Origin of the sequence: Streptomyces luteireticuli, from assembly GCF_041519305.1 — a bacterium.
GTDB classification, from domain to species: Bacteria; Actinomycetota; Actinomycetes; order Streptomycetales; family Streptomycetaceae; genus Streptomyces; species Streptomyces luteireticuli.
In genome coordinates, this window is the sequence record NZ_CP167927.1 from 5,492,366 (window position 1) to 5,509,425 (window position 17,060).

Annotated in this window: 14 protein-coding genes, 1 pseudogene and 1 riboswitch; of the genes and pseudogenes, 7 read left to right on the forward strand and 8 right to left on the reverse strand. The window is 71.1% G+C overall.

The features are described from left to right. Positions 1-72 precede the first annotated feature (72 nt). The 3 genes from def (at position 73) to AB8735_RS24720 (ending at position 3,176) form a co-directional block, all read left to right on the forward strand. On the forward strand, positions 73-702 hold the full coding sequence (def, locus tag AB8735_RS24710) for a peptide deformylase (RefSeq protein ID WP_372409442.1): 630 nt from the start codon (positions 73-75) through the stop codon (positions 700-702). Between the two features lie 330 nt (positions 703-1,032). After that, positions 1,033-1,650, forward strand: a complete 618-nt coding sequence (locus AB8735_RS24715) for a carbonic anhydrase (protein ID WP_344033132.1) — start codon at positions 1,033-1,035, stop codon at positions 1,648-1,650. Positions 1,651-1,706: 56 nt separating this feature from the next. Next, positions 1,707-3,176, forward strand: coding sequence for a SulP family inorganic anion transporter (locus tag AB8735_RS24720; RefSeq protein ID WP_372409444.1), 1,470 nt, complete (start codon positions 1,707-1,709; stop codon positions 3,174-3,176). A 39-nt stretch (positions 3,177-3,215) separates the two neighbouring features. Here the strand turns inward: AB8735_RS24720 and AB8735_RS24725 are convergent, their stop codons facing one another. The 3 genes from AB8735_RS24725 to AB8735_RS24735 all read right to left on the reverse strand — a co-directional run bounded on the left by AB8735_RS24725 (position 3,216) and on the right by AB8735_RS24735 (position 7,120). Beyond that, the gene (locus tag AB8735_RS24725; RefSeq protein WP_344033127.1) at positions 3,216-3,572 is read right to left on the reverse strand and encodes a YciI family protein; all 357 of its coding nucleotides are present in this window, start codon (positions 3,570-3,572) and stop codon (positions 3,216-3,218) included. Positions 3,573-3,698: 126 nt separating this feature from the next. After that, positions 3,699-4,724: a ribonucleotide-diphosphate reductase subunit beta gene (locus AB8735_RS24730; RefSeq protein WP_344033135.1), complete on the reverse strand. Its 1,026-nt coding sequence runs from the start codon at positions 4,722-4,724 to the stop codon at positions 3,699-3,701. Then, positions 4,724-7,120 carry a ribonucleoside-diphosphate reductase subunit alpha gene (locus AB8735_RS24735; RefSeq protein WP_372409445.1) on the reverse strand — a complete coding sequence of 799 codons (2,397 nt, stop codon included), beginning with the start codon at positions 7,118-7,120 and terminating at the stop codon, positions 4,724-4,726. Before AB8735_RS24735 ends, AB8735_RS24730 begins: the two co-directional genes overlap by 1 nt. 162 nt (positions 7,121-7,282) lie before the next feature. After that, a riboswitch (cobalamin riboswitch) is annotated at positions 7,283-7,426 on the reverse strand. A gap of 290 nt (positions 7,427-7,716) precedes the next feature. Here AB8735_RS24735 and AB8735_RS24740 point away from each other — a divergent pair. Further along, positions 7,717-8,214: a hypothetical protein gene (locus AB8735_RS24740; RefSeq protein ID WP_372409446.1), complete on the forward strand. Its 498-nt coding sequence runs from the start codon at positions 7,717-7,719 to the stop codon at positions 8,212-8,214. A 42-nt stretch (positions 8,215-8,256) separates the two neighbouring features. Here AB8735_RS24740 and mctP read toward each other — a convergent pair whose 3' ends face one another. After that, positions 8,257-9,882: a monocarboxylate uptake permease MctP gene (gene mctP, locus AB8735_RS24745; protein ID WP_344033120.1), complete on the reverse strand. Its 1,626-nt coding sequence runs from the start codon at positions 9,880-9,882 to the stop codon at positions 8,257-8,259. Further along, on the reverse strand, positions 9,879-10,139 hold the full coding sequence (locus AB8735_RS24750) for a DUF3311 domain-containing protein (RefSeq protein WP_344033118.1): 261 nt from the start codon (positions 10,137-10,139) through the stop codon (positions 9,879-9,881). Before AB8735_RS24750 ends, mctP begins: the two co-directional genes overlap by 4 nt. 162 nt (positions 10,140-10,301) lie before the next feature. On the opposite strand from AB8735_RS24750, the gene AB8735_RS24755 reads away from it, so the two are divergent. Next, complete coding sequence (locus tag AB8735_RS24755) at positions 10,302-11,048, forward strand: HAD family hydrolase (RefSeq protein ID WP_372409448.1); 747 nt, start codon at positions 10,302-10,304, stop codon at positions 11,046-11,048. Positions 11,049-11,125: 77 nt separating this feature from the next. Here AB8735_RS24755 and AB8735_RS24760 read toward each other — a convergent pair. After that, positions 11,126-12,436 (reverse strand): annotated as a pseudogene (locus AB8735_RS24760) (MFS transporter); the annotation flags it as partial. A 10-nt stretch (positions 12,437-12,446) separates the two neighbouring features. Between AB8735_RS24760 and AB8735_RS24765 the strand changes: the two are divergent. Further along, positions 12,447-13,292: a helix-turn-helix transcriptional regulator gene (locus AB8735_RS24765; RefSeq protein ID WP_372409450.1), complete on the forward strand. Its 846-nt coding sequence runs from the start codon at positions 12,447-12,449 to the stop codon at positions 13,290-13,292. Between the two features lie 7 nt (positions 13,293-13,299). Here AB8735_RS24765 and AB8735_RS24770 read toward each other — a convergent pair whose 3' ends face one another. Then, positions 13,300-14,394 carry a radical SAM protein gene (locus AB8735_RS24770; RefSeq protein WP_372409451.1) on the reverse strand — a complete coding sequence of 365 codons (1,095 nt, stop codon included), beginning with the start codon at positions 14,392-14,394 and terminating at the stop codon, positions 13,300-13,302. 326 nt (positions 14,395-14,720) lie between these two features. Continuing rightward, on the reverse strand, positions 14,721-15,488 hold the full coding sequence (locus AB8735_RS24775; RefSeq protein WP_372409453.1) for a GntR family transcriptional regulator: 768 nt from the start codon (positions 15,486-15,488) through the stop codon (positions 14,721-14,723). A 240-nt stretch (positions 15,489-15,728) separates the two neighbouring features. Between AB8735_RS24775 and AB8735_RS24780 the strand changes: the two genes are divergently transcribed. Further along, on the forward strand, positions 15,729-17,000 hold the full coding sequence (locus AB8735_RS24780; protein ID WP_372409454.1) for an extracellular solute-binding protein: 1,272 nt from the start codon (positions 15,729-15,731) through the stop codon (positions 16,998-17,000). Positions 17,001-17,060 lie beyond the last annotated feature (60 nt).

Here is a 17,060-nt window from a genome sequence, read left to right on the forward strand (position 1 = left end):
CGGAGGGCCGGGGCCGGCACGGGATCCAGGGCCGATACGGCATTCGGGTTGTGAGAGAGGCTTACGGCGGTCATGGCGCAGCAAGACACCGACCAGTCGGTGAACGACGAGTTCATCGTGGACACCGAGGACTGCGAGGAGCGTGAGGCCGCGCACCGCGAGCGCGGCACCTCCCGGCCGATCACCGTCCACGGCAACCCGGTCCTGCACCGGGAGTGCAAGGACGTGACGGAGTTCGACGAGAAGCTGGCCCAGCTGATCGACGACATGTTCGCCAGCCAGCGCACCGCGGAGGGCGTCGGCCTGGCGGCCAACCAGATCGGCGTGGACCTCAAGGTGTTCGTCTACGACTGCATGGACGACGAGGGCGTCCGGCACGTGGGCCACATGTGCAACCCGGTCCTGGACGAGCTGCCGGCCGACCGCCGGGTGCTCGACGCCTCCAACGAGGGCTGTCTGTCGGTCCCGACCGCCTATGCGGAGCTGGCCCGCCCCGACTACGCGGTCGTGCGCGGCGTGAACATGAAGGGCGAGCCCATCGCGATCGAGGGCACCGGCTACTTCGCGCGCTGCCTCCAGCACGAGACGGACCACCTCTACGGCTACCTCTACATCGACCGCCTCTCCAAGCGCGACCGCAAGGACGCGCTGCGGCAGATGGCGGAGGGCACCCCGCGCTACCCCGTCGTCGCCAACGACTGACGGCCTCACGGGACCGTGGAAACGGCCGGTCCGCCCGCACCTCCGGGTGCGGGCGGACCGGCCGTTTCCATTCCGGCTGTGTTGATTCCGGCTGTGTTCATTCCGCGAATGGAATGCAGGTGAATGGTCCATGGAATTCTCGACCCCAGTGGGACCGAACAATTCCAGGGCGGGTGATTCGGGGCCAAGTAACGTTTCGTGTCCGGTTTTTGGTGAATAATTCCGGGGTTCACAGGGCGGTAATGCATCGGTAAAGTGATGGCCTCCCGCGGTGGTGCAGAATGCCGCGAAAGACGACCGACCATGCCCCGCAACACGAGGCAGGCCATCATGCGATCACTCGTCGACCACGCCCGCTCCTTCGCATCCACCCTCGTCGCCGACCCCGAGCGCGCCCGGCGGCTGAGGGCTCTGGAGGCGGGCCAGTCACCCGAAGTCCTCTTCATATCCTGCGCCGATTCCCGCGTCGTTCCCTCGCTCATCACCGGGGCGCACCCGGGAGAACTCTTCGAGCTCCGCACCGCGGGCAACATCGTCCCCGAATACCGCAGTCGCTGCCCCACGGGAGAGGCCGCGACCGTCGAATTCGCCGTCGCCGTCCTCGGCGTCCGCGACATCGTCGTCTGCGGGCACTCGCACTGCGGCGCGCTCGGCGCCGTCGTGCGCGGCGACGACCTCTCCGCCGTGCCGGCCGTGCGGGGCTGGCTCGACCACGCCGTGCCGCCCGAGGCCCCGGCCCGTACGGTGCGGCCCGGCCCGCCCGACCTGGCCGAGGTGGCACAGCGGCACGCCGTCGCCCAGCTGGAGACCCTGCGCGCCTACCCCTGCGTCCGGGAGCGGCTCGACCGGGGCCGGCTCGCCCTGCACGCCTGGTACTACGAGGTCCACACCGGCCTCGTCGGCGCGCACCGTCCCGACGGCGGCGCCCTGCCGTTCCCGCCCCTGTGATCCGCCCCGTGACCCGCCCGGCAGCGACAGACAAGGGACCCTCCACCGTGTTCTCCGTGTTCCCCGCTCCGAAACAACCGGACGCGCTCCGTCAGGACGTCCTCGCCTCGCTCGTCGTCTTCCTCGTGGCCCTGCCGTTGTGCGTCGGCGTGGCCGTGGCCTCCGGGGTGCCGGCCGAACTCGGCCTGATCACCGGCATCGTGGGCGGCCTCGTCGTCGGCGCGCTCCCCGGCAGCACCTTCCAGGTCAGCGGTCCGGCCGCCGGGCTGACGGTGCTGGTGTCCGAAGCCGTCCGCGAGTTCGGGCTCGGCATGCTCGGCGTCATCGTGCTGTGCACCGGGCTGCTCCAACTGGCCCTGGGCCTGCTGCGGTTCGGCCGCTGGTTCCGGGCCATCTCCGTCTCGGTCGTGCACGGCATGCTCGCCGGCATCGGACTCGTCCTGTTCTTCGGCCAGTTGTACACGATGGCCGGAGTCCCGCAGCCGCGCGCCGGCCTCGACAAGATCGCCGGTATCCCCGGGCTGCTCGGGGACGTCCTGGACGGCGGCCGGGCCGCGACCGCCTGCGCCGTCGGCGCGGGGACGGTCGCGGTGCTCGTCCTGTGGCCGCGGCTCCCGGCGCGGGCCCGCCTCGTCCCCGCGCCGCTGGCCGCGGTCGCCCTGGCCACGGCGGTGACCTGGGCGACCGGTACGGACGTCGCCCACGTCACGGTGCAGGGTCTGGGCGGCGCGATCGACCTGCCGGAGTGGGGCGACTTCGCCTCGCTCGGCGTCCCCGTGCTCGGCACCGTCGTCACCTTCGCGCTCATCGCCTCGGCCGAGACGCTGTTCAGCGCCGCCGCCGTGGACCGGATGCACGACGGGCCCAGGACGCACTACGACAAGGAGCTGCTGGCCCAGGGCGCCGGCAACATGCTCTGCGGCCTGCTCGGCGCCCTGCCGATGACCGCGGTCATCGTCCGCAGCTCGGCCAACGTCCGGGCCGGCGCCCGCACCGCGCTCTCCCGTGTGCTGCACGGCGCCTGGCTGCTGGTCTTCGTGGTGGCCCTGCCGGCGGCCGTCGGCGTCATCCCGCTGCCCGCGCTGGCCGGCGTGCTGGTGCACGCGGGCTGCAAGCTGATCCCCTTCGGGGAGTTCGCCCCGCTGTGGCGCGCGCACCGCGGCGAACTGGTGATCCTCGCGGCCACCGCCGTGGCCATCCTGGCGACCAGCATGTTCGAGGGCGTGCTGCTCGGCATCCTGCTGGCCGTCGTGAAGTCCGCCTGGGAGACCTCCAAGGTGCAGGTGGACGTCCGCGACCTCACCGACGGCAGGATCCTCGCGCGGCTCACCGGCAACGCGACCTTCCTCCGCCTGCCCCGCATCATGGAGACCCTGGAGGCGCTGCCCAAGGACCGCCCGATCGAAATCGACCTGTCCGAGCTGCGCCATCTCGACCACGCCTGCCGCACGGCCCTGGAGAGCTGGGCCGAGAGCCACAACGACGCCGGTACCGAACCGGTCCGGCTGCGCGAGGCCGTGGGCTGAGACGGGAAAGGGGGACGGCCTCGCCGTCCCCCGCACCCGCTACCCGGCGGGAAAATCCTCGGGTTCGAAGATCCGGCGCAGCTCGACGACCCCGTCCTGGAAGGGGATCCGCTTCGCCCAGTCGCGGGCCTCGTCCATCGACTCCACCCGGATGACCCAGTAGCCGGCCATCAGCTCGCCGATCTCGGAGAACGGTCCGTCGATCACGCTCGGCGCCCCGCCCGCGAACACCACCCGCGCGCCCTCCGCCGAGGACCGCAGCCCGTCGGCGGCCAGCAGCACGCCCGCCGCGGCGAGTTCGTCGTTGTACCGCCCCATCTCGGCGATCTCCTCCCGGGTCGGTAGCACACCGGCCTCGGAGTCCTCGGTCGCCTTGACGATCATCATGACCCGCATGGGGTTCTCCTGCCGTCGCTCTGTCCTGATGGTTCCCACCATGGCCGGACATGGAGCGACAAACGCGGAGCCCCGCCGGACCGGGTCCGGCGGGGCTCGTCGACGCGTACGCGGATCAGAAGCGGATCAGAACTCGTCGTCGAAGGCGACCGTGCCCTCGACCGCGACCTGGTACGCGGAGGCGCGGCGCTCGAAGAAGTTGGTCAGCTCCTGGACGTTCTGCAGCTCCATGAAGGAGAACGGGTTCTCCGAGCCGTAGACCGGGGCGAAGCCCAGGCGCATCAGGCGCTGGTCGGCCACGCACTGGAGGTACTCGCGCATGGACTCGGTGTTCATGCCCGGCAGGCCGTCGCCGCACAGGTCGCGGGCGAACTGGAGCTCCGCCTCGACGGCCTCCGCGAGCATGTCCGTGACCTGCTGCTGGAGTTCGTCGTCGAAGAGGTCCGGCTCCTCCTCGCGGACGGTGTCCACCACGGAGAACGCGAACTCCATGTGCATGGTCTCGTCGCGGAACACCCAGTTGGTGCCGGTCGCCAGGCCGTGCAGCAGGCCGCGCGAGCGGAACCAGTACACGTAGGCGAACGCCCCGTAGAAGAACAGCCCCTCGATGCAGGCCGCGAAGCAGATCAGGTTGAGCAGGAAGCGACGGCGGTCGGCCTTCGACTCCAACTGGTCCAGCTTCTCGACCGAGTCCATCCACTTGAAGCAGAACTGGGCCTTCTCCCGGATGGACGGGATGTTCTCCACCGCCGCGAACGCCTCGTTGCGGTCGTCCGGGTCGGGGAGGTAGGTGTCCAGCAGCGTCAGATAGAACTGGACGTGCACGGCCTCCTCGAAGAGCTGCCGCGACAGGTACAGCCGCGCCTCGGGGGAGTTGATGTGCTTGTAGAGCGTGAGCACCAGGTTGTTGGCCACGATCGAGTCGCCGGTCGCGAAGAACGCGACGAGGCGGCCGATCAGGTGCTGCTCGCCCGGGGAGAGCTTGGCGAGGTCGGCGACGTCGGAGTGGAGGTCGACCTCCTCCACGGTCCAGGTGTTCTTGATCGCGTCACGGTAGCGGTCGTAGAAGTCCGGGTACCGCATGGGCCGGAGGGTCAGCTCGAAACCGGGGTCGAGCAGGTTCTTCGTACGACGTTCGGGGGCGGTCGTCATTACTGGCATGCCTCGCAGGACTCGGGGTTTTCCAGGGAGCAGGCGATGGCGTCGGCGTCGGGGGCCGACTGCTGGACGGGGACGGTGGCGGCGGTGCCGGCCGACCGCGCGATCCGGGTCGCCGGGCGCGAACGCAGGTAGTACGTGGTCTTGATGCCCTGCTTCCAGGCGTACGCGTACATCGAGCTGAGCTTGCCGATGGTGGGCGCGGCCATGAACAGGTTGAGGGACTGGCTCTGGTCGAGGTACGGCGTACGGGCCGCGGCCATGTCGATCAGGGAGCGCTGGGGGATCTCCCAGGCGGTGCGGTAGAGGTCGCGCACCTCCTGCGGGATCCACCGCATGTCCTGGACCGAGCCGTTGGCGTCGGTGAGCGCGTCGCGCGTGGTGCGGTCCCACACGCCGAGCTTCTTCAGGTCCTCCACCAGGTAGGTGTTGACCTGGAGGAACTCACCGCTGAGCGTCTCGCGCTTGAACAGGTTGGAGACCTGCGGCTCGATGCATTCGTAGACGCCCGCGATGGACGCGATCGTCGCCGTCGGGGCGATCGCCAGCAGCAGCGAGTTGCGCATGCCGACGGCGGCGATCCGGGCGCGCAGCGCGTCCCAGCGCTCCGCCCAGGTGGGCTCGGTGTTGGGGTAGTGGTCCGGGTGCAGCACACCGCGCGCGGTGCGGGTGGCGGACCAGGCCTCGTGCGGGCCGTGCCGCTCGGCCAGGTCGGCCGACGCCTCGTAGGCCGCGAGCATGATCCGCTCGGAGATCCGGGTGGACAGCGCCTTCGCCTCGGGGGAGTCGAAGGGCAGGCGCAGCCGGAAGAAGACGTCCTGGAGGCCCATCAGGCCCAGACCGACCGGCCGCCAGCGGGAGTTGGAGGCGCCCGCCTGCTCGGTCGGGTAGAAGTTGATGTCCACGACGCGGTCGAGGAAGGTCACGGCGGTGCGGACGGTGCGGTCCAGCCGCTCCCAGTCCATCTCGCCGTCCTCGCCCAGGTGGGCGGCCAGGTTGACCGAACCCAGGTTGCAGACCGCGGTCTCGCCGTCGTTCGTGACCTCCAGGATCTCCGTGCAGAGGTTGGAGGAGTGGACGACCTTGCCGGGCTCGGCGGTCTGGTTGGCGGTGCGGTTGGCGGCGTCCTTGAACGTCATCCAGCCGTTGCCGGTCTGCGCCAGGGTGCGCATCATCCGGGCGTAGAGCACCCGCGCCGGGATGGTCTTGACGGCCTTGCCCGCGGCCTCGTACGCGCGGTACGCGGCGTCGAACTCGTCGCCGTACAGGTCCACCAGGTCCGGGGTGTCCGCCGGGGAGAACAGCGACCACTCGGCGTCCGCCTCGACCCGGCGCATGAACTCGTCCGGGATCCAGTGCGCGATGTTGAGGTTGTGCGTACGGCGCGCCTCCTCACCGGTGTTGTCGCGGAGCTCCAGGAACTCCTCGATGTCCGCGTGCCACGTCTCCAGGTAGACGCAGGCCGCGCCCTTGCGCCGGCCGCCCTGGTTGACGGCCGCGACCGAGGCGTCGAGGGTGCGCAGGAACGGCACGATGCCGTTGGAGTGCCCGTTGGTGCCGCGGATCAGCGAACCGCGCGAGCGGATGCGGGAGTAGGACAGGCCGATGCCGCCCGCGTGCTTCGACAGCCGCGCCACCTGGTGGTAGCGGTCGTAGATCGAGTCCAGCTCGTCCAGCGGCGAGTCCAGCAGGTAGCAGGACGACATCTGGGGGTGCCGCGTACCGGAGTTGAAGAGCGTGGGGGAGGAGGGGAGGTACGAGAGCGTGCTGGTGAGGCGGTAGAGCTCGGCGACGTCCTCCAGCGCCCGGACGGAGGCTTCTTTTGAATCAGCAGTCTCGGCGAGGCCGCAGGCCACGCGCAGCAGGAAGTGCTGCGGGGTCTCGATCACGTTCCGGGTGATCGGGTGGCGGAGCAGGTAGCGGCTGTGCAGGGTGCGCAGGCCGAAGTAGCCGAAGCGGTCGTCGGCGCCGTCGACCAGGGCGGCGTCCACCAGCGCGTCCAGCCGCTCGGCGTGCTCGCGCACGAACGCGGCGGTGTCGTCGGCGATCAGGCCCTCGCGGTGCCCGGTGGCGACCGACGCGGAGAAGGAGACCGCGCCCTGCCCGCCCGCCTCCTCGGCGATGGCGAGCGTGAGGAGCCGCGCGGCGAGCCGCGAGTACTCGGGCTCCTCGCCGATCAGCCCGGCCGCGGCCTCGGTGGCCAGCGAGCGCAGTTCGGCCTCGTCCGACCCGGCGTGCCGGCCGCGCAGCGCGGCGGCGGCGACCTTGCCGGGGTCGGTGGCGGGCAGGTCGGCGGTGAGTTCCGTCAGGGTGCGCAGCAGCGCGGTCCCGGGAGCGTCGACGGACTCCTCCGCCTGCGCTGAGACCGGATCGACGGGCGCGATCGTCACGTGTTGCTCTCCCTCACTCGGCTGGAGGCCGCTCGGGAGCGCACGGGGCCGCACACGGGCATGCGGGGCGCGTACGTGACGTACGGAAGCATGCGCGCAGGCGTCCACCGGCCCAACCCTCGAGGCCCGGACGTGGTTCGACACCGCACACCGGCGGCGGGCCGGCGAGGGCGTACTGTCGGCAGGTCCTCGGACTGCGGCGTGGGTGCAATATCTCCACACGTACACCGTTGCGGGACAGTTCCGGATTTCCACCGGATTCCCCTGCGGCGACAGCGAGGACGAGCATACATCTAGTGCTGCCCGTCGCGTGTACCCCCACATGTTGTGTCGGCGCGTCATGAGACGGTCGCGGAATGTGCTAGACGGTGGCGTGTTCGCGGGTGCGACGGCCGGAGAGGCCGCGGGGGGCGGGGGAGGGCGGCCCCGCTTCACGGAAGCGTAGGGGCGGTGCGCGGGCGGCCGTTCGCCCGTCACCGGCCGCACTGACTTTTGTCATCTCCGGCCGGTGACGGGCGGACCTGCCGCCGGAGGGCGGGGGAGGGAATGATCGTGGGTGTTGGACGGGACGGCGACACCACGACGGGGCGGACACCATGAGCGACACGGGGGCGGACACGATGAGCGGCACGGGGGCGGGCACGATGAGCGGCACCATCACCGAGCAGCAGGCCGGGGCCGGGCAGGGCGCGCTCGATCCGGAGCTGAAGCCGCTTCCGGTGTGGTTCTTCGCCTTCGAGGGGGCCATGGGGGCCGCCTTCGACTTCTACAAGGCGTGGGACGGGGCCTGGATGGTCCTCGCCGCGCTCGGGGCGGTGAACATCGCGGTGGGGCTGACGGTCCTGCGGCGGCGCAGGAAGCTGCTCAAGGCGATGCTGAAGAACTCCCGCGCCCGGAAGATCCTCTTCGGGCTCATCGGGCTGCGGGTCGCGCTGCACGTCGTGCTCGGGGCCGTGGGTGCCACCGTCGAATCGGCGGCCGGTCATCTGGCCCTGGGGCTGGTGATGTCCGCGCTGACCGTGGGGCTGCTCTGGTTCGACCAGCGGGTCTCCTTCCGGGCGCTCGGTCTGACGCCTTCGGGTGCCGCCGCCTGACAGGGGGAGGGGGACGGCCGGGCCCGTGGGCCCGGCCGTTTCTCAGTGGCCGCCCGGTGCGCCCGCCGTGGCCGGGGGGAGCTCCACGGCGACGTCGGGGTCGCCCGCGTCCGCCGTGTAGTCGGAGGGCTTCGTCTCGTCCACGCCGTCCGGGGCCTTGAGGGCCTTGAGGACGAGCGTCAGGACGACGGTGACGGCGACGTTCAGGACGAAGGCCGTCAGGCCGATGTAGCCCTTCTCCCCGATGAAGGGGATGAGGTTGGTGTTGCCGAAGTGGTCCTGCGTGGCGCTGGGGGTGTCATAGGCGCGCCATGTCCCGTAGACCATCCCGACGGCCCAGCCGGCCAGCAGGGCCCAGCGGTGGAACCAGCGGGTGAACAGGCCGCCGACCAGGGCGGGCACGGTCTGGAGGATCCAGATGCCCCCCAGCAGCTGGAAGTTGATGGCCACCGACTTGTCCATGGTGAGGACGAAGACCAGCGCGCCCACCTTGACGAGGAGGGAGGCCAGTTTGGACACCTTCGCCTCGTTCTCCGGCGTCGCGTCCTTGCGCAGGAAGTCCTTGTAGATATTGCGGGTGAAGAGGTTCGCCGCGGCTATGGACATGATGGCGGCGGGGACGAGGGCGCCGATGCCGATGGCCGCGAAGGCCACGCCCGTGAACCAGTCGGGGAACATGTCGTCGAAGAGCTGCGGAATGGCCAGCTGGCCGTTCTTCACCTTGATCCCGGCCGCGACCGCCATGAATCCCAGCATGGCCAGCAGGCCCAGCATCAGCGAATAGAGCGGCAGGATCGTGGTGTTGCGCCGGATGACGTTCCGGTTCTTGCTGGAGAGGACCGCCGTCACGGAGTGCGGATAGAGGAACAGCGCCATCGCGGAGCCCAGTGCGAGCGTCGCGTAGGCCCACTGCGCGTCCGGTCCGGAGGCGAGGGCGCCGCGCGGCTTCCCGGTCGCCGGATTCTTCGTGGAGAACGCCTCGCCCGCCTTGGCGAAGATGTCGTGGAATCCGCCGAGCTTCATCGGGATGTAGATGATGGCGACCGCGATGACGATATAGATCAGCGCGTCCTTGACGAAGGCGATGAGGGCGGGGGCGCGCAGTCCCGAGGAGTAGGTGTAGGCGGCCAGGACACCGAAGGCGATGAGCAGCGGCAGGTCCTTCATGAACCAGTTGGAACCGCCGCCCACGCCCATCACGTCCAGCACCGCCTGGATGCCGACGAGTTGGAGCGCGATGTAGGGCATCGTGGCGAGAATGCCGGTGAGGGCGAGGGCCAGGGAGAGCCCCTTGGAGCCGAACCTGCCGCGCACGAAGTCCGAGGACGTGACGTAACCGTGGCGGTGGGAGACCGACCACAGCCGCGGCAGGAAGGTGAACACCAGCGGATAGCAGAGAATGGTGTAGGGCACGGCGAAGAATCCCGCCGCCCCGCCCGCGTAGACGGCCGCCGGAACGGCGACGAAGGTGTACGCGGTGTAGAGGTCGCCGCCCAGCAGGAACCAGGTGATCCAGGTTCCGAAGGAACGCCCGCCCAGCCCCCACTCGTCGAGGTTGTCCGCGTTCTCCGCCCGCCGCCATTTCGCGGCCATGAATCCCATGACCGTGACGGCGAGGAAGAAGAGGATGAACACGGTGAGGGCGACTCCGTTGACGCCGTGCCTCATCGCCCCTCACCGGCCTTCCGGGCCCGCTCGTTGCGTCGTACGAGGACGTACGCGACGGTGGTCAGCGCGGTGGATATGAGCACCCAGAGCATCTGGTACCAGTAGAAGAACGGAATGCCGATGAACTCCGGTGTCAGCCGGGCGTAGGAGCCGACCCAGAGCATCGCCCCGAACGGCAGGGCGAGACAGACGCCCGCCACGATCAGCGGGAGGGTCACGACAGGTGTGCGCCGGTCCCCGGCGGGTGGTTCGGACATGCGATGGCTCCGTCCCCGTGTGGTGAACGCGCAAGCACGGCGCGATCACTCGCGTAATGCGCACGAAATCTAGGGGAGGGACCGTCCGGGCGTCACCCCCTGTCCGGATATCGGTATGAGAACGTCAAGTTCCGCCGGGAGGTGGGCCGTAGGCTTCCGTGCATGACGCATGAACCTTTTGACCTCGTCATCTTCGACTGCGACGGGGTGCTGGTGGACAGCGAGCGGATCGCCGTCCGGGTGGACGCCCGGATGCTGGCGGACCTCGGGTGCCCCTTCACGGAGGAGGAGATCGTCGAGCGGTTCCTGGGGGCGGCGGAGGGCGAGCTCGTCCGCGCGGTGGAGGAGCGGCTCGGACGGAAGCTGGAGCCGGGGTGGTGGAAGCCGTACCAGCGGTGGTACCAGGAGGCGTACGACGCGGAGTTGACGGCCGTGGACGGGGTCGCCGAGGCGCTCAAGGAGATCACGCTCCCCGTCTGCCTCGCCTCCAACGGCGGCCACGAGAAGATAGCCCGCAACCTGCGCACGACCGGACTCCACGACCACTTCGAGGGACGCGTCTTCAGCGCCCGGGACGTGGCCCGGGCCAAGCCCGCCCCGGACCTCTTCCTGCACGCGGCCCGGACGATGGGCGTGGAGCCCTCCCGGTGCGCGGTGGTGGAGGACAGCCGCTACGGGGTGCGGGCGGCCCGGGCCGCGGGCATGCGGTCGTTCGGCTACTGCGGCGGCCTCACTCCGGCGGAGTGGCTGGAGGGGGAGGGGACGGTGGTCTTCGACGACATGCGGAGCCTGCCCGAACTGCTGCTGGACCCCCCGGATTTCCGCTTCCGCAGCAACGGCAGCAGCGCCAACGACGCGGCGCACAGGGCGACGTCGAAGCCCAGCGCCGCGGCCATCCCGTGCCCGTAGGCCACGGCGTCACCGCGCGGGGCCCCGCCCAGCACCCCGTAGTACAGCGTCCCCACCACCGCCACCCCGACCGCCCCGCCCACCTGTTGGCCGGTGGACAGGACCCCGGAGGCCATGCCCGCCTCGGCCGGGGCGACCCGCGACAGGACCGTGCCGATGAGCGGCGTCACCAGCAGGCCGTTGCCCGCGCCGGTCAGGGCCAGACCGGGAGCGAGGTGCCAGGGGGACAGGGAGCCGCCCGCGAGCAGGACCGCCGCGATGCCGGTCGCGTGGCCGAGGGCGGAGAGCAGCGCGCCGCGGACCAGGAGGCGGTGGCCCCGCCGGGCCAGACGGCCCGCCGCCACGCTGGCGGCGAAGAACGCCGCGGCGAAGGGGACGTAGACCAGGCCCGCGCCGAGCGTCCCCAGCCCCAGCCCGTCCTGGACGGTCAGCGAGAGCACCAGGAACGAGGAGTTGATGCCCGAGTAGGTGAGGAGGACGAGCGCGATGCCGACGGCGAAGGGGCGTTCCCGCAGCAGCCCCGGGCGCAGCAGCGGCGTCCGCGCCCGCCGTTCGACCGCGGCGAAGCACCCGAACGCGGCCGCGGCCGCGACGGGGCTCAGCCAGGTCCACCACGGCCAGCCGCGCTCCCGGCCCTCCACGAGGGGCACCACGAGCAGGCCCAGGGCGACGGTCAGCACGCCCGCGCCGGGCAGGTCGGGACGCCGGCCGCTGCCCGGAGCGCGTGACTCCGGTACGCGGACGGCGGTGAGGACGAGCGCGGCCAGCCCCACCGGCACGTTCACCCAGAACACCGGGCGCCACGACGTGCCGAAGAGGTCCGCCGCCACCAGCAGCCCGCCCAGCAACTGGCCCGCCACGCCCGCCGCACCGATCACCGCGCCGAGCGCCCCGAGCGCCCGCGCCCGCCGCTCCGCCGGGACGAGCACCTGGATCATCGAGAAGACCTGGGGGAACATCACCGCCGCCCCCAGCCCCTGCACCAGCCGGGCCGCGATCAGGGCACCGGCCCCGGGGGCCGCGGCACAGGCCGCCGAGGCCAGGGTGAAGACGGCCATGCCGGTCAGGAACATCCGTCTGCGGCCCAGGAGATCGCCGAGCCGGGCGCCGGTGATCAGGGCGATGGCGTAGGTGAGCTGGTAGCCCGCCAGGATCAGCTGGACGTCGGCGTCCGAGGCGTGCAGGTCCCGCTGGATCGCGGGCGCGGCGACGAGGACGACGAAGGTGTCGAGCACGGCCATGAAGACGCCGGTGAGCAGAACGGCGAGGGCGGTGACGGGCGAACGTGGGGTCCGGTTCATGACCTTGACCCTCGCCCGGGCAACCGGGCCGCTCCAGAGGGGAATTATGCTGGTGGCGGCAGTACCCCCCTGAGCCGGAGGAACCATGGGGAGCGCGATGGCGGACCGTGAACACCGGCGCGCGCTGGCCGGGTTCCTGCGCTCGCGCCGCGAGCGGCTGAGCCCGGCCGACGCCGGACTGCCGGCCGGCCCGCGCCGCCGCACCCCCGGACTGCGCCGCGAGGAGGTCGCCCTGCTCTCGGGTGTCAGCGTCACCTGGTACACCTGGTTGGAACAGGCCCGCGAGATCGGCGTCAGCCGGCAGGTACTGCACGGGCTGGCGCGTGGGCTGCTGCTCTCCCCGGCCGAGACGCGGCACCTGTTCTCCCTGGCGGGCGAGGCACCGCCGGACGGGGCCCGCCCGGAGCCGGCGCGCGGGCCCGGCCCCGCGCTGCGCCGCCTGGTGGACGCGCTCGACCCGCACCCCGCGTATCTGGTCTCGGCCACCTGGGACCTGCTGGCCTGGAACCGGGCCGAGGCCGGGCTGGTCGGCGACCCGGCGAACTGGCCCGTGCCCGGCCGGAATCTGCTGCGGCGGGTGTTCCTCGACCCCGCGATGCGCGACCTGCTGGCCGACTGGCCCGGCCAGGCGCGCATGCTGCTGGAGCAGTACCGCGCCGCGGCCGACCGGCACGTCGGTGACGCGGAGTTCGCCCGGCTGACGGACGAACTGTGCGAGCGGAGCCCGGAGTTCGCGCAGTGGTGGCGTACGCACGACGTCGCCGAGTTCCGGCCCGTCCGCCGGGAGTTCGACCATCCTCGGCTGGGGCGGCTGTCCTTCGACTATGTGAAGCTGGCCGGGGTGGACGTGCCCGGGGTCACCCTCGTCTCCTGCATGCCGGCCGACGAGGCGACCGCGCGGCGGCTGCCGGAGCTGAGCGCCCTCGGCGCTGCGGAATCGTGACGGGGCGTCATACGAAGTCGGCGTGGAGTGTGGACGGCACCTCGGTCACGTACTCCGACGCCGGTCCGTGGCCCGCGCGCAGCTGTTCCAGCAGCTCGTTCTGCGGGCGGTAGAAGCAGGAGCCGCACCGCTCGGTGCCCAGGGGGTCCGTCGCCTCCCAGGCGGCGCGGGCGTCGCCGTCGAGGGCCTCCGCCCAGCCGTCCGCGACCACGTCGCCGGTCCGGTAGTGGCTGTCGGTCCGCACCTGCGGACAGGGGTAGAGGTGGCCGTCGGCGCCGACGGTGGCGGTGAAGCGGCTGTAGTGGCAGCGGTGGAAGCGGCCGTTCGCGGGGTGGTCGCGGTCGTGAGGGGCGAGATGGACCTCGAAGTCCCGGGTGACGAGGAGGGCGGCCTCGGTCAGTGCGGCGGTCGCGTCCGGCGCGGCGGTCGCGTCAAGCGCTCCAGGTCCGTCGTGCGCGCCGGGTGCGGCCTCGAAGCGGATGTAGTGCGCCCCCGCGCCGCGGGCCGCGCGGGCCGCCCCGAGGATGCCGGTCCGGTTCCGTGCGCCGATCACATAGTGGAAGCCGATGCGGAAGTCCGGGTCGATGGCCGACTGCCGCAGCCGGCCGACGTCGTCGAGGAGCGTCGCGTCGTCCGCGAACGCGACGCGCGCCCAGGTGTGGGTGGAGGCGACGCACTCGGCGACGTCCGGCCGGCCGAGCCGGACGCCGTCGGTCACCAGCCCCAGCCGCAGCCCGGCCTCGTGGCCCGCGTCGCAGACGGCCGCGTAGCCGGGGTGCGCGGTGGGCTCGCCGCCGCCGCGGAACGACACCGCCCGGCCGCCGGCGTCCGCGAAGCCGCGCAGCAGACGCACGGCGTCGTGCGTGGCCAGGCCGGTGGACGGGGTGCTTCCGGTGCCGTCGGGCGCCAGGGCGAGGCGCAGGTGGACGGGGCGGAGCCGGTCGCCGTCCACGAAGCGGCGCAGCAGTGCGCCGTGGGCGAGGAGCTTGTCCGGGGCGAGCGCCGGGCCGAGGCCGACGGTTTCGGCCGCGCCGGGCCCTTTCGGGGCGGCCGGTGAACCGTCGGGCCGGAAGTCCGCCGCTTCGGCGGTGGGTGAGGTCACGATCGTCCTCTCGCAGAGCCAGAGGGTCGGCGGCCGTGACACTATGAGCCGCCGTCATGGGCGTCAATAGGCATAGACCAGGGGTCCGGTGGCTGGTGGGGGCGGGAGGGTGGCCGTATCCGGACGTTCCGCTCCCGTGGAGTCGGACGGGATCCCCCGGCCGGGGACGGCCCACGCGACGCTGTGCTGTCCCGGGGGATGACCCCCGGACCCCCGGCCCGGGCCGGCTCCCGCCGTGCTACCCCACCGGCCTCTGCAACCGCGCCACGCTGTGCTGTCCCGGGGGATGCCCCCCGGACCCCCGGCCCGGGTCGGCTCCCGCCGTGCTACCCCACCGGCCGCTGCAACCGCGCCACGAACTTGTAGCGGTCGCCCCGGTAGACCGACCGCACCCACTCCACCGGCCGTCCCTCCGCGTCCAGCGAGTGCCGCGAGAGCATCAGCATCGGCAGGCCCGTGTCCGTGCCCAGCAGGCCCGCCTCGCGGGGCGTGGCGAGCGAGGTCTCGATGGTCTCCTCGGCCTCCGCCAGGTGGATGTCGTAGACCTCGGCCAGCGCGGTGTAGAGCGAGGTGTACTTCACCAGGTTCCGGCGCAGCGCCGGGAAGCGCTTCGCGGACAGGTGGGTGGTCTCGATGGCCATCGGCTCACCGCTGGCCAGCCGCAGCCGCTCGATGCGCAGGACGCGGCCGCCCGGCACGATGTCCAGCAGCGAGGCGAGCCGGTCGTCGGCGGTGACATAGCCGATGTCGAGGAGTTGGGAGGTGGGTTCGAGGCCCTGGGCCCGCATGTCCTCCGTGTAGGAGGTCAGTTGCAGCGCCTGCGAGACCTTAGGTTTTGCGACGAATGTCCCCTTGCCCTGGATGCGTTCCAGCCGCCCCTCGACCACCAGCTCCTGGAGGGCCTGACGGACCGTCGTCCGCGAGGTGTCGAACTCCGCGGCGAGCGTGCGCTCCGGGGGCACCGGAGTGCCGGGGGGAAGGGTTTCGGTCATCTCCAGCAGATGACGTTTGAGCCGGTAGTACTTGGGGACGCGCGCGATCCGCGCACCGCCCGCGGTGCCGCCGCCCTCCGTCGTCCCGCCCTCGGTCGCCATCGCGTGCCTTCCCGACTCCGATCCTGCTGCCGTCACCGGCTCCTCCGTCCATCGCCGTCACATGGTGGCACGGGCACGACCCGAGGGGACCGGAGATGTCCTGGTCGTCCTCAGGTGTCGGTCCGGTAACGGAGCCGACAGCGACTCTTATACACCCTTGACACCCCAAAAGGTCTAGGCCAAGCTGCGGGCACTGGTCTAAACCATTAAAGACCACTTTTCGGTCCTGAGGAGAGTGCTGTGAAGCGTGGGCTCATAGCGGCGACAGGTGTCGCGGCCTTGTTGGTGAGTGTGGCTGCTTGTGGGTCCGACAAGGGCGACAAGGATTCCGGTTCCGGGGACTCGAAGGGCAAGACGCTCACGGTCTGGTTCATGGACGGTTCGAACCCGCCCGGCTGGACGAAGGCGGTCCAGGCCGAGTTCGAGCAGAAGACCGGCGCCAAGCTCGACGTCCAGGTCCAGAAGTGGGACGGCATCCAGCAGAAGCTCACCACCGCGCTCTCCGAGTCCACGCCGCCGGACGTCTTCGAGGTCGGCAACACCCAGACCCCCTCCTACGCGGAGACCGGCGGCCTCGCCGACCTCGGCGACCTGAAGAAGGAGATCGGCAAGGACTGGACCGAGTCCCTCAACAAGCCGGCCGTCTTCGACGGGACGCAGTACGCCGCCCCTTGGTACGCCGCCAACCGCGTCGTCATCTACAACAAGAAGATCTGGGCCGACGCCGGCATCAAGGACGTGCCGAAGACCCGCGCCGACTTCTTCAAGGACCTTGAGGCGATCCAGAAGAAGGGCGACGCCGAGCCGCTCTATCTCCCGGGCCAGAACTGGTACTTCTTCACCGGCCTCACCATCGGCACCGGCGCCGACCTGGTGAAGAAGGACGGCAACAAGTACGTCTCCAACCTCGCCGACCCCAAGGTCGCCAAGGCGATGGAGATCTACAAGCAGTACCAGGCGTTCAGCAAGGCCCCCCAGGACAAGGACGAGGCCACCCCGCAGCAGGCCGACGTCTTCGCCAAGGGCAAGACCGGCGCGTTCATCGGCATGGGCTGGGAGGCGGCCACCGCGATCAAGGCCAACCCCCAGATCGAGAAGGACCTGGGCTACTTCACCATCCCGGGCGAGAGCGCGGACAAGCCCGAGGGCGTCTTCCTCGGCGGCTCCAACCTGGCGATCGCCGAGCGCAGCAAGAAGAAGGAACTCGCCGAGGAGTTCCTGAAGATCGCGCTGTCCGACAAGAACGAGGGCGCGCTGGCCAAGGAGGTCGGCTCGATCCCCAACAAGGACGCGCTGCTGGCGAATCTGAAGGGCAACGCGGCCGCCGAGGCCGCCGCACCCGCCGCCAAGGGCGGTGGCACCACCCCGCTGATCCCCGAGTGGGCCGCGGTGGAGAACGCCCCCAACCCGATCAAGGCATACATGACGGCCGTTCTGGGCGGCAAGTCGCCCGAGGAGGCGGCCAAGCAGGTCGAGGGCGACGTCAACAAGCGCCTCAGCCAGAAGCAGTGACCCGGGCGGGCGGGGGCACGGGCGACGGTCCGCCCGCGGCTCCCGCCCGGCCCGCCGTAC

Excerpts from the sequence above, each read along its gene's own strand:
- AB8735_RS24750 (WP_344033118.1), bottom strand. The coding sequence starts at position 10,139 with ATGTCCGAACCACCCGCCGGGGACCGGCGCACACCTGTCGTGACCCTC.
- def (WP_372409442.1), top strand. The coding sequence starts at position 73 with ATGGCGCAGCAAGACACCGACCAGTCGGTGAACGACGAGTTCATCGTG.
- AB8735_RS24755 (WP_372409448.1), top strand. The coding sequence starts at position 10,302 with ATGACGCATGAACCTTTTGACCTCGTCATCTTCGACTGCGACGGGGTG.
- AB8735_RS24715 (WP_344033132.1), top strand. The coding sequence starts at position 1,033 with ATGCGATCACTCGTCGACCACGCCCGCTCCTTCGCATCCACCCTCGTC.
- AB8735_RS24765 (WP_372409450.1), top strand. The coding sequence starts at position 12,447 with ATGGCGGACCGTGAACACCGGCGCGCGCTGGCCGGGTTCCTGCGCTCG.
- mctP (WP_344033120.1), bottom strand. The coding sequence starts at position 9,882 with ATGAGGCACGGCGTCAACGGAGTCGCCCTCACCGTGTTCATCCTCTTC.
- AB8735_RS24725 (WP_344033127.1), bottom strand. The coding sequence starts at position 3,572 with ATGCGGGTCATGATGATCGTCAAGGCGACCGAGGACTCCGAGGCCGGT.
- AB8735_RS24775 (WP_372409453.1), bottom strand. The coding sequence starts at position 15,488 with ATGGCGACCGAGGGCGGGACGACGGAGGGCGGCGGCACCGCGGGCGGT.
- AB8735_RS24730 (WP_344033135.1), bottom strand. The coding sequence starts at position 4,724 with ATGACGACCGCCCCCGAACGTCGTACGAAGAACCTGCTCGACCCCGGT.
- AB8735_RS24740 (WP_372409446.1), top strand. The coding sequence starts at position 7,717 with ATGAGCGACACGGGGGCGGACACGATGAGCGGCACGGGGGCGGGCACG.